This window comes from Moraxella sp. CTOTU47618 (genome assembly GCF_032017425.1).
Lineage (GTDB): Bacteria > Pseudomonadota > Gammaproteobacteria > Pseudomonadales > Moraxellaceae > Faucicola > Faucicola tetraodonis.
Map to the genome: position 1 here is coordinate 21053 of NZ_DALZPW010000005.1, position 12088 is coordinate 33140.

The 12088-nt window shown below is 46.0% G+C and carries 10 protein-coding genes; 7 read left to right on the forward strand and 3 right to left on the reverse strand.

What is annotated here, in order from left to right:
* The first annotated feature begins 1 nt into the window (after nucleotide 1).
* The 3 genes from RTS09_RS05405 to fdxA all read left to right on the forward strand — a co-directional run bounded on the left by RTS09_RS05405 (nucleotide 2) and on the right by fdxA (nucleotide 4443).
* A complete protein-coding gene (locus RTS09_RS05405) occupies nucleotides 2–1012 on the forward strand; it encodes an adenosine deaminase (protein WP_409418375.1) in 1011 nt (336 codons plus the stop codon).
* A gap of 143 nt (nucleotides 1013–1155) precedes the next feature.
* Nucleotides 1156–4047: a DNA mismatch repair protein MutS gene (gene mutS / locus RTS09_RS05410; RefSeq protein ID WP_312535058.1), complete on the forward strand. Its 2892-nt coding sequence runs from the start codon at nucleotides 1156–1158 to the stop codon at nucleotides 4045–4047.
* A 72-nt stretch (nucleotides 4048–4119) separates the two neighbouring features.
* Entirely contained in the window at nucleotides 4120–4443 is a 324-nt protein-coding gene (gene fdxA, locus RTS09_RS05415) for a ferredoxin FdxA (RefSeq protein WP_007115596.1), read from the forward strand.
* A 269-nt stretch (nucleotides 4444–4712) separates the two neighbouring features.
* On the opposite strand, the gene RTS09_RS05420 is transcribed toward fdxA, so the two are convergent.
* Both RTS09_RS05420 and RTS09_RS05425 read right to left on the reverse strand, forming a co-directional pair.
* Complete coding sequence (locus RTS09_RS05420; RefSeq protein ID WP_007115595.1) at nucleotides 4713–5546, reverse strand: inositol monophosphatase family protein; 834 nt, start codon at nucleotides 5544–5546, stop codon at nucleotides 4713–4715.
* A 35-nt stretch (nucleotides 5547–5581) separates the two neighbouring features.
* Nucleotides 5582–7723, reverse strand: a complete 2142-nt coding sequence (locus RTS09_RS05425; protein ID WP_312535061.1) for a 1-deoxy-D-xylulose-5-phosphate synthase — start codon at nucleotides 7721–7723, stop codon at nucleotides 5582–5584.
* A 508-nt stretch (nucleotides 7724–8231) separates the two neighbouring features.
* On the opposite strand from RTS09_RS05425, the gene ribA reads away from it, so the two are divergent.
* Nucleotides 8232–8870, forward strand: a complete 639-nt coding sequence (gene ribA, locus RTS09_RS05430; protein ID WP_312535063.1) for a GTP cyclohydrolase II — start codon at nucleotides 8232–8234, stop codon at nucleotides 8868–8870.
* A 47-nt stretch (nucleotides 8871–8917) separates the two neighbouring features.
* On the opposite strand, the gene RTS09_RS05435 is transcribed toward ribA, so the two are convergent.
* The gene (locus RTS09_RS05435) at nucleotides 8918–9730 is read right to left on the reverse strand and encodes a sulfite exporter TauE/SafE family protein (protein WP_312535066.1); all 813 of its coding nucleotides are present in this window, start codon (nucleotides 9728–9730) and stop codon (nucleotides 8918–8920) included.
* A gap of 109 nt (nucleotides 9731–9839) precedes the next feature.
* On the opposite strand from RTS09_RS05435, the gene RTS09_RS05440 reads away from it, so the two are divergent.
* The 3 genes from RTS09_RS05440 to RTS09_RS05450 all read left to right on the forward strand — a co-directional run bounded on the left by RTS09_RS05440 (nucleotide 9840) and on the right by RTS09_RS05450 (nucleotide 12062).
* On the forward strand, nucleotides 9840–10769 hold the full coding sequence (locus RTS09_RS05440; RefSeq protein WP_312535069.1) for a biotin--[acetyl-CoA-carboxylase] ligase: 930 nt from the start codon (nucleotides 9840–9842) through the stop codon (nucleotides 10767–10769).
* Between the two features lie 26 nt (nucleotides 10770–10795).
* Nucleotides 10796–11524 carry a pantothenate kinase gene (locus RTS09_RS05445; protein WP_309592736.1) on the forward strand — a complete coding sequence of 243 codons (729 nt, stop codon included), beginning with the start codon at nucleotides 10796–10798 and terminating at the stop codon, nucleotides 11522–11524.
* 64 nt (nucleotides 11525–11588) lie between these two features.
* Nucleotides 11589–12062, forward strand: a complete 474-nt coding sequence (locus tag RTS09_RS05450) for a hypothetical protein (RefSeq protein ID WP_312535074.1) — start codon at nucleotides 11589–11591, stop codon at nucleotides 12060–12062.
* The last annotated feature ends 26 nt before the right edge of the window (nucleotides 12063–12088 follow it).

Here is a 12088-nt window from a genome sequence, read left to right on the forward strand (position 1 = left end):
CATGACTGCCCCATTGACGCCACAACAACTGATTCATCAATTACCCAAAGCCGAATTACACGTGCATATCGAAGGCACGTTTGAGCCGGAGCTGATGTTTGCCATCGCTAAACGCAACCAAATCGATATACCCTACCAAACCATTGAAGATGTCAAAAATGCCTACAATTTTCATAATTTACAATCGTTTTTGGATACCTACTATGCCGGCGCAAACGTTTTGGTCAAACAGCAGGATTTTTATGATTTAGCGTGGGCGTATTTTGAAAAATGCCAGGCTGATAATGTGGTGCATACGGAGATTTTCTTTGACCCACAGACCCATACTGAGCGGGGGGTGGATTTTGCCACCTGTTTTCAAGGGCTTTATCAAGCAAGCTTAGATGCCAAAGCAAAAATGGGTATCACCTCGCATTGGATCTTGTGTTTTTTGCGTCATTTGAGCGAAGACAGCGCATTTGCCACCCTTGAGCAGGCTTTGCCATTTAAAGATAATATCATTGGCGTGGGGCTTGACTCTAGCGAAGTGGGCAATCCACCCGCTAAGTTTGAACGGGTATTTGCCAAAGCTCGAGCGCTTGGGTTTTTGACGGTTGCGCATGCGGGTGAAGAAGGCGATCCCGCGTATGTTTGGCAAGCGTTGGATTTGTTAAAGGTCAATCGTATCGATCACGGTGTGCGCTCGGCAGAAGATGATAAACTCATGCAACGCTTGATAGCTGAGCAAATGCCGTTGACGGTGTGTCCGTTAAGTAATCTTAAACTAAAAGTGGTGCAAGACATGGGCGAGCACAATATAAAAACCATGCTGCACCAAGGCGTGTGCGTGACGGTGAACTCAGATGACCCGGCGTACTTTGGTGGCTATATGAATGACAACTTTGTCGCTATTGAGCAAGCGTTAGCGCTATCAAATGACGATATCAAACAATTGGCGATCAACAGCTTTAACGCATCTTTTATAGATAATGCTGAAAAACAGCATTGGATCTCAAAAATCGAATCGCTTTAAGCTTTTAAATAAGTTGGTAAATAAGCTCTAAAAAATAGGCTGGAACTAACGCGCATTTGTGCATCCCAGCCTTAACCAACCTCACACACCCAACATGGTGCGACAAACGCACCTGTTGCTTAACTTCATAACGTTTAACCATTATGACCCAGACCATGCCTCACAATCTTGACGATCATACCCCCATGATGCAGCAATATCTCACCCTAAAAGCGGATTATCCCCATGCCTTGGTGCTGTACCGGATGGGCGATTTCTATGAGCTATTTTTTGATGATGCCAAGCTTGCTGCCGATATTTTGGGCATCACCTTGACCCGACGTGGCAAAGATAAACAGGGCAATACCATCCCGATGGCAGGCGTGCCGTTTCATTCGGCAGACGGCTATATTGCTCGGCTGATTAATGCCGGGCAAACCGTGGTGGTCTGTGAACAAGTTGAAGAAGAAAAGACTGAAGACGAGCCTGAAGAAAACATTGTAGCAAAAGACACTGCAGCCAAAAGCATAGCAAAAAAAACCAGCAAAACAAAAGCCAATGCCGCTAAGATTATGGAGCGTAAAGTCGTCCGTACCTTGACCGCAGGGACGCTGACCGATGATAACCTCATCACCCAAGGACAAACGCCAACGGTCGTCGCGATCAGCTTTGCCAAACAGCAAATGTCGGTGGGATTGGCGCAGCTGGATTTGGCACAAGGACAAATCCGCGTCACTGAGCTTAACTGCGACAGCCATACTGCACTACAAAGCGAGCTTGCTAACGCGCTCGCCCGCTTTGATCCCAGTGAAGTGCTGATAGATGAACAGCTGTCTGAGGCATGGCAACATTTTTTGCAGGATTGTCTGAGCGCAAATAGTCCAACAGCTAGTCTGCCGCCGATTTTGTCACAGCCGCACAGTTATTTTCTGCCCAATAACGCCCTTGAACATCTGACCCAGCATCTAAGCGTCACCACGCTGGCAGGGTTTGGCATTGAGCAAAAACCGCTTGCCATCTCATCGGCATCGGTTGTACTGCATTACGGCAAACAGACACAGCAAGCTGATTTACGCCATATTTGCAGCCTACAGCTCGAGCATAACGGCGATTTTTTGCAGCTTGATACCATCAGTCAGCAAAATTTGGAAATTTTTAAACCCGTGTTGGCATCGGGTATTTCGCTGTTATCGGTGATTGATCATTGCCAAACGCCGATGGGCAAACGCGCTTTAGTGCATCATTTGCGCCGACCGCTACGCAATGTCACCCTGATTAACCGCAGGCTTGATGCGGTTGAACAACTGATGCAATTGCCGATAGCAGCGTTTGAATTGCTTAAACAAACATTAAGCGAAATCAGCGATATCGAACGCATTGGGGGACGCATTGGCTTGGGTTCAGCAAAACCGACCGATTTGCTCAAATTGCGTCTGAGCTTGGCGCAAGCGTTAGCGTTGTCAAAGCAGTTGCAGCAACATTTTGATTTTACCACCATAACGACGCTAACTGCCGAGACGCCTTTGCTTGCCATGCTCAGCAAACAGCTACCTGACTTAGCCTTAAATGATAGCTTTGCCAATATTTATGCTTTACTAGAGCAAGCGATTGTCGATGAGCCGCCCGCCCACATCCGTGATGGCGGCATGATAAAAAAAGGCTATGACCCACAGCTTGATGAATGGCAAAATCTGCATGGCAATATCGAGCAAACTTTGGAAGCATTGGCGGTGCAAGAGCGGCAAAAAAACAACCTGCCCATGCTCAAAGTGGGCTTTAATAAAGTCAGCGGATTTTATTTTGAACTTAGCGCCCTACAAGCCAAGAATGCGCCTGAATATTTTACCCGCCGTCAAACGCTCAAAAATGCTGAACGCTTTATCACGCCAGCGCTCAAAGCCATTGAAGAATCCTATCTATCAGCTCAAGGGCAAGCGTTGACCCTTGAAAAGCGTATCTATGAAAATCTGCTGGGTCAGCTCAAGTCTCAGCTTGGCGATGTGCAGCGCCTTGCCAAAGCGATTGGGTATTTGGACGTACTTGCCAACTGGGTCAGCCTAACGCGTTTGCAGAATCGCTCTCATCATAATAAAAACTGGTGCCGCCCGTTGTTTAATACCACTGATGATACCGCAAGCCTACATATCCAAGGCGGACGCCATATCGTGGTTGAAGCTGGTCAACAGCGCCAAGCTCACCATCAGACGGCATCGCTTGACCCATTTGTCGCCAATGACTGTGTCATGGGAACAGCCACCCAACTTGAACGATTAATGCTCATTACAGGGCCCAATATGGGCGGTAAGTCGACCTACATGCGTCAAACCGCTCTTATCGTACTACTTGCTTGTTGTGGCGCGTATGTCCCTGCGCAGTCGGTGACGCTCGGTCGTATTGAGCGGATTTTTACCCGCATTGGCTCAGCAGATGACTTGGCAAGTGGTAAATCAACCTTTATGGTCGAGATGATTGAAACCGCCAATATCATGAACCAAGCCAATGCCAACTCGTTGGTACTCATGGATGAAGTCGGTCGTGGCACCAGCACCCAAGATGGTCTAGCGATTGCGCATGCGTGCGTGAATTATTTAGCAGAAAAAATCGGCTGTTTGACCCTATTTGCTACCCATTATTTTGAGCTCACTGAACTGGCTGAGCACCACCCCAAAATGTTTAATCAGCACCTTGTCACCCAAGAAATCAACGGGCAGTTACTACTAATGCATAAAATCGCACCCGGGGCGACGCATCGCAGTTTTGGATTGCATGTCGCCAAAATGGCAGGTTTGCCGCAAGCCTTGTTAGCCCAAGCGCAATATTATTTGGATAACCAAAGCGAACAAAAAAGTTTGCCCAACAATCCTTTACTGTATCCACCAAAAGATGAGCAGCAAATGGGTCTGGATTTGCAAAGTGCAGCGGCTGACTATCAAACGTTGAAGGCTGATGAATACAAACTTACTCAGCAACTAACAGCCCTAAACCCTGACGAGCTGACGCCGAAACAGGCGTTAGAATTTATTTATTCATTAAAGGAATTGTTAAAAAAAGCGTAACGCGCTAAAATAATACGATTGTATTTTTTATGCTTTTAACATTTGTGCAACTAAAAAAAGGTAGCCACCGCCATGACTTTCGTCGTTACTGATAACTGTGTTCGTTGTAAATATACTGACTGCGTTGAAGTCTGTCCTGTGGACTGTTTCTATGAAGGTCCGAATTTTTTGGTCATCCATCCTGATGAATGTATTGACTGTGCGCTGTGTGAACCAGAATGCCCTGCCAATGCGATTTTTTCTGAAGATGAAGTACCAAAAGGTCAAGAAATATACATCGAACTGAATGCAGAGCTTGCCGAAAAATGGCCAAACATCTCAGCCATGCATGACCCACTACCCGATGCCAAAGAATGGGATGGCGTACCCAATAAATTACAGTATATTGAAAGATAGCCTTTCTAAGATACGCCAGTTAGGTGATTTTTAGCAAGATGCTATAAACAGGATTCCATAAAACAGCATATAGAACGAGGACGGCAATCAGTGAATACTGATTGCCGTTTTTATATTGCCATCTCTTATTATGCCAGCCTTGGTATTATGCCAACGTTGTTGTCTATCTGCTTAACTTAACCTCTTTAGCTTAGCCTATTTTTTTGCAAATTGATTATGAAATAAAAAAACGCGCTATGGATTAGCGCGTTTTTAATGTCACAGTAACATCAGCCTTTTACGGCACTGCCCCAAACTGGCACCACGGTTTGCATCAATGGTTTTAATAGTTTGATATTTGCCGCAAAGATAGAACCTGTTTGCATCGCATTGTGTGCGCCTGTATGGTCAACCACCGTGCCGCGTGCTTCAGTGACAATTAATTCACCGGCACAGATATCCCAAGGTTTGATAGACATTTCAAAATAACCATCAAACCGTCCCGCTGCTACATAGGCCAAATCTAACGCGGCCGAGCCCACACGGCGCACTTGACCGCCTTGTTCGCAGATTTTTTGTAAGCTTTCAAAATGCTCTTTGGCATACGATACTTTACCTTCCGCGCGGTTACGCTCAAGCGGATGACCTGTGGTAAAAAAGCCGCCATCAATGGTTTTATGCTCACTGACGCTGATACGGCGTTGGTTGAGACGCGCGCCTTTACCACGACTGGCTGAGAACATCTCATCACGCACTGGGTCATAGATGATACCATGTTCGGTGACGCCATTTTTTTGCACCCCGATTGAGACACAAAAATGCGGTAAGCCATGAATAAAGTTGTGGGTACCATCTAATGGATCAATGACCCAGCACCAGTCTTTATCATTGCCCTTGCCTTCTTGTAGCCCAAATTCTTCACCCAAAAATGAGTGGGTTGGGTAGCTTTCTTTCAGCATCGCGATCAATAATTCTTCGCTGTAACGGTCGATTTGGGTCACCAAACCATCTAAGCCTTTACTTTCAATCGTGAACTCTAGCTTGTGACGATTGTTGTGTGCATTTAAAATCTCTTGACCTACTTTTTGTGCAGCGCGGGCTGCCATGACGACCATCGGTTCCATAATTGACCTTTTGTTGAAGGATAAAAATCTAAAATTTATGACAAAATCGTTTGCATCTGTTTGACCACACCCGCGACATCTAGCCCACAATCGGCTAATTGCTGCTCAGGGCTGCCATGCGCGATATATTTATCGGGGATACCGATGTTAAGTATCGTTGGCAAAGCTTGGCTTGTTTTTGCTGCTTGGGCAACGAGGTATTCATTGACCGCACTACCGGCACCGCCCATGACTTGGTGTTCTTCAAGGGTAACAATGGAGCAGTTTTGCGCCAATAGAGTATCCAGTAATTCGCTGTCTAACGGTTTAACAAACCGCATATTATAAACAAAAAACGTCGTCGTTGGGTAAGTTTCGGCTAAGTTTTGACACGCCGTAACCGCTGTTTTTACCATGGTACCAAAGGCAAGCACCGCAACTTTTTTCACCACGTTGCTCGTATCTGCTCCAGTGGCATCAATAGTCTGCTCAAGCGCTGCCTTACCGATTGGATACATCGCTTGGTTTTTATCAATCTCTGCCCCAATGCCATTGCCACGTGGATAACGCACCGCAGCGGGTCCAATACGCTCATAACAGGTATTGAGTAAGTTATAGCACTCATTTTCATCTTTGGGACAAGCAATCACCATATTAGGCACAGTTCGCATGAAGGCGATATCAAACACCCCCGCATGAGTCGCACCGTCTTCACCGACTAAGCCTGCACGGTCAATGGCGAACATCACGTTGAGATTTTGCAAAGCCACATCGTGAATCAGTTGGTCATAGCCACGTTGTAAAAATGTGGAGTAAATCGCGACAATCGGTTTGACGCCTTGGGTTGCCATACCACCTGCTAGGGTCACTGCATGTTGCTCGGCAATCGCCACATCAAAGAATTGGCTAGCAAATCGCTTGGCAAATTCGGTCATGCCTGAGCCTTCAGCCATCGCAGGGGTAATCGCCATCAGTTGTTTGTCAGTGGCGGCTTTATCGCAGATAAACTCGCCAAACACTTGCGAGTATTTTTTGGCGGGAGTAGGCACTGGCTTTTGGCTGTCAACTGGCACAGATTTTTCTTGCGCTGGGTTGATTTTTTTAAGTTTGGTAATGGCATGATACGTAATCGGGTCGCATTCTGCAGGTAAAAAGCCTTTACCTTTGACCGTATGCACATGGACAAGTACCGCACCTTTCAACTGCTTGACCCGTTCAAACACTTGAGTCAATTTGGCAACATCATGCCCGTCAAACGGTCCAAAATAATGAAAACCGATGGCTTTAAATAAGTTTTCGGGGAACACTTCATCAATGAGTTTATTGGCGATTTTCTCAGGTAATGTCTCTAACTGAGAGGGTTTAGGAATACCTTTTTCTGCCAATTTTTCGACAATTTTATTGGGCAGGCGCGAGGTCCAATCATCCAAAGCTTCGTTTGCCATGTGCAAATAATGACGAATACGGCGGTCTTCACTGGAAATGACGCGCTTGGTAAAAATCGCATCACCATTTTTATCGATATCGACTGCCAAACCACGCTGCCAAAGGGTGGCTAAATGTTTAGAAAATCCGCCCGTTGCCTGTGAGATTGACATGTCATTATCGTTGAGCACCACAATCAAATCGGCATTTTGCTGCACCGCGTCATTCATCGCTTCAAACGCCATGCCGCCTGTCATAGCACCATCACCGACGATGCTAACCACTTTGTCATGTTTGCCTAAATAGCGCATAGCAAGCGACATGCCTAGCCCTGCAGAAATCGCCGTCGATGAATGCCCAACGCCAAAAGTATCATACTCAGACTCATGACGCTCGGGGAAGGCGGTCAGCCCATGTTGGCTACGAATGGTGGTAAGCTTGTCACGGCGACCCGTTAAAATTTTGTGGGGATAGGCTTGGTGCCCTACGTCCCAGACAATTTGGTCTTTGGGTGAATTAAAGACATAATGCAGCGCAATGGTGAGCTCAACGACGCCAAGGTTAGAACCAAAATGCCCGCCGCTGACACCTGTCGTATACAGTAAAAACTCGCGCAGTTCATCTGCTAATTGCTGCAATTTCGCGGTACTCATTTTTTTTAGGTCGTCAGGACTGTCCACCCCATCGAGCAGCGGCGTATGCGGCTTTAGCATAGGGATGGTATCAAAGTTTTTTAATGAGTAGTTTTGGTTAGCTATTTTAGTTTTTGACATATCTTGGCTGACACTTTTCATTGCTTACAGGCACTCGATGAGCCCTGTTGACACAGGTGAAAAAAATAAATGGTAAAACGCACAATGACTATTAACACCTTATTGCTGGCACAAAATTGGCACAAAATACGGGCACAAAGTTGACAGACTGCCAAAGCGTTGGGCGCTTGAAAATCTAGGTGGCTAAGCTGGCATTAACAGCTTTGAATTGCCAATGTGGCGCATGAATGTGGCATAATAGCATTTTTTTGTTGATTAAACATCAAACCTCGCTATTTTAGATTGTATCTTATAGCTTCTATAAAGTTTAGCTTAGCGCCTTGAATTTTTGATAAATTTTGACAAAAAATTTGCGTCAGATAGCATACTAGCCTAGCTTGCGGCTTATTGATAAGATGCGTAATGACGCTATCCTTCTTGATATTTTAATCAACGCCTTCATGTAAAGGGCACTTTTATTTTTGGGTTTACCGACTTGGTTCAGTTGGACATTTTTTTGGAGTAGTGGGTGTCGTATCAATTTATCACGCAAGCAACCTTACCAACAGCGCATGGGCTATTTGATATTCATGTGTTTGAAGATACAGACGACACGGCACGCGATGCGCTTGGCAATCGTAAACATGAACACGTCATGCTGACGGTTGGCTTGCCCACGGCTGATAAATCCAAAATCCCATTGGTACGCATTCATAGCGAATGTTTGACAGGGGATGCCTTTAGTTCGCTTAAATGCGACTGCGGACCTCAGCTCAATGCCACCATGCAGATGATTCAATCTTATGCTAAAGATGGCGGCTGCGGGGCGATTTTATATTTGCGCCAAGAAGGGCGCGGGATTGGACTGACCAACAAAATCCGTGCTTACGCATTGCAAGACCAAGGACATGATACACTTGATGCCAATTTGCTGCTCGATTTACCTGCCGATGCTCGCACCTATGAAATGTGCAAGCCGATGCTTGAGCATGTCGGTGTGGATAAGGTAAAGCTGATAACCAACAACCCCAACAAAATTGACTATCTCAATGATATTGGTATTGAGGTGGTAGCGCGCGTGCCGCTGTTGGTGGGTATCAACCCTCACAATGAAGCCTATCTCAACACCAAAAAAGAGCGCATGGGGCATATGATTGAGAATGAGTGATAAACACTCATTCTCATAAAATGCTAGAACATTAATTTTTTGTTTTTTTACAATAAATTAACCCCGAGTACATTCAGCATCATTTTTGCCCCCACAATCAGCAGCAAACCACCAAACATGCGCTTTAAGGTGTTGGCAGGCAATTGGTGCGCCAATTTCGCCCCCACTTTGGCAAATACATAACTCATCACTGAAATACACAAAAACGCAGTGACATGCACAAAGCCAATCGCCTCAGCGGGCAAACCCTGTACATCTTTACCAAAAAACATAAACCCGAGCGCCCCCGCAATGGCAATCGGTAAGCCACAGGCTGCTGACGTACCCACCGCTTGTTGCATGGTCAAACCAAAACGGCTCAAAAACGGCACAGTAAAACTGCCACCGCCAATACCGAAAATCGCCGATGCTGCGCCAATCAAGCCCCCGACCCCTGTTTGCACAGGCGCAGATGGCAAGTGAGTGGTCGCGACAACTTCCGATTTTTTAGCCAAAAGCATTTTTAGCCCCATAAACAGCGCCATGCCAGCAATCAAAAACGCCAAGACCTTACCATGCAATAAATCTGCGATATAAGCACCAACAAAACTACCCACCACCAAGCCAATCGACATATTGCGCCATACATCCCAGCGCACGCCACCGCGCTTATTGTGCGATTGCATGGAGCTTATCGATGTCACCACAATCGTGGCAAGCGATGTCCCTACCGCCAAATGGGTAATGACATCGCTTGGATAGCCATACGCTTTAAAAATCGCCATCAGCACGGGTACGATAATCAATCCACCACCGATACCAAACAGACCCGCACAAGTGCCAGCAAATGCCCCCGCCAGCAAAAACCACAGATACATCATTTTTTGCATTTCCTTTGATTAAAAATAGCGTTAGTATAGCAAACTTATCTTTTTGACGTTTGTAACATTGTGCCTAAGCTTATGAACCCGACCCTATATACCCATCCCCATGAGAATTGATTCGCTTTGCCATACCCATTTATCATCAACCCACTCAACCAACAGCCAGCTGATTGAGTGGATGGTGCTAAGCTATCAAGCGCAGTCGCCCACTGACCATAACCGACCGCATTTTAGCCGCCCCCATTTGTTGACTGCCGATACCCAATCAGGCGGACGTGGTCAACATGGCAGAACATGGCAATCACCGCTAGGCAATGTTTATTTATCATTGTATGTGCCGATACAAGCCTATGCTTGGCAGCAAAATCTTTGCTTATCTTATCGATTAGATGGTCGCTTGTCACTGTGCGTGGGTTATCAGCTCAGTCAAATCCCTATCATAGAACACATCAACCAAACAAGACTGGCAAAGCATTTGCCCACCATTGGCGTCAAATGGGTGAACGATGTGGGTTTTTATCAACCACAAGACAACCTACCTGACCAATTTCAAAAACTCTCGGGTATTTTGATAGAGCCTGTCAATGTCGCAGGTCACATGCTAGGGGTCGTCATCGGTGTGGGGGTCAATATTGCCCATGCCCCTGTGCTGACCGAGCAAACCCAAGAAGGCTTAAACTACCAAGCGATAAGCCTGCAAGATTTGACAGCGCAGCGCTTACAGCCCAGTGAATTTTATCAGCCCATTACCGATGCCATAGCTAATGCGATTGGGCAATTTAATCAGCTGCAAGCGACTGAAGCAAGTCAACAATTTATCCATGATTTTGCCCAAAAAGACGTATTAAAAAATAAGCATTTGCAAATTCATAACGCCTTATCTGAGCAATCAATAACAGGCATTGCAACAGGTATCGATGCGCAAGGCTGTCTATTGATTGAGCAAGCAGATGGCAGCACACAAACGATTTGGACAGGTACTATTCAAGTTTTGGATTCAGCCGTTTCATCGTTGCAGGCAAATAAACACAAATAAAGCATCCCTCTCAAAGGCTCTCATTTATGACAAAACTTTGGCTAGACTTGGGTAATACCCGCTTAAAATATTGGCTTACGGACGATAAGGGTCAAGTGCTGGATCATGCGGCTGAACAGCATTTGCAAGCCCCTGCCGAATTGCTCAAAGGGTTGACATTTCGGCTTGAACGACTCAATCCTGACTTTATCGGGGTATCATCCGTGCTTGGACAAGCCGTCAATAATCACGTCGCAGAAAGCCTAGAGCGATTGCAAAAACCGTTTGAATTTGCCCAAGTCCATGCCAAGCACGCGCTGATGTCGAGCGACTATAACCCCGCCCAACTTGGCGTTGACCGCTGGCTACAAATGCTCGGTATCATCGAGCCTAGCAAAAAACAATGCGTGATTGGCTGCGGCACTGCCGTTACCATCGATTTGGTCGATCAGGGTCATCACTTGGGAGGCTATATTTTCCCCAGTATCTATTTGCAGCGCGAGTCGCTATTCTCAGGAACGCGCCAGATTAGTATTATTGATGGCACTTTTGATAGTATAGATTCAGGCACCAATACCCAAGACGCGGTGCATCATGGTATTATGTTATCCATTGTCGGGGCCATCAATGAAACCATTCATCGCTACCCACAATTTGAAATCACCATGACAGGCGGTGATGCCCATACTTTTGAGCCGCACCTATCAGCCAGCGTGGAAATTCGGCAAGACTTGGTATTGGCGGGACTACAGCGTTTTTTTGCCGCTAAAAAATAACACTAAAAATCAAAACTAAAAACCAGAAATAAAATTAACCGTTAAGAAAAAAAGGAAATCACCCATGAAAAAAATCATTCAAACCACAAGCATCGCTTTACTCACTACGAGCTTATTAACCGCCTGTATGACTGCGCCTACTTTGCCCGCCAAGCCAACGCCTTCAACAGTCAACCAGCCCGCCAATGCCACTCGCACGGTCACGCTTGCACTGGGTCAAAACATTTTTGTTAAAGAACACCAGCTAAATCTGACTTTTGATAAAGTGCTCAATGATAGCCGCTGTGCCACAGGCGTACAGTGTATTTGGGCAGGCAATGCCACGGTAGCGGTCACGGCTATGACAACCACCTCTCGCCCACAAACTTTTAATTTATCGATTGGGGATTTGCGCGGTGACTTGCGTCAAACACAGCGTTTTGCCAATATGGATATTACACTGACTGCGCTATCATCCACGCCTGTGTCCAGTCAATCTGCTGCCACGTCAACCAGCAATCTGCCTACTATCACCTTGGCGATTAAGCAAATTCCTTAATTGTTATGCTGCCTAAAAAAGTAATA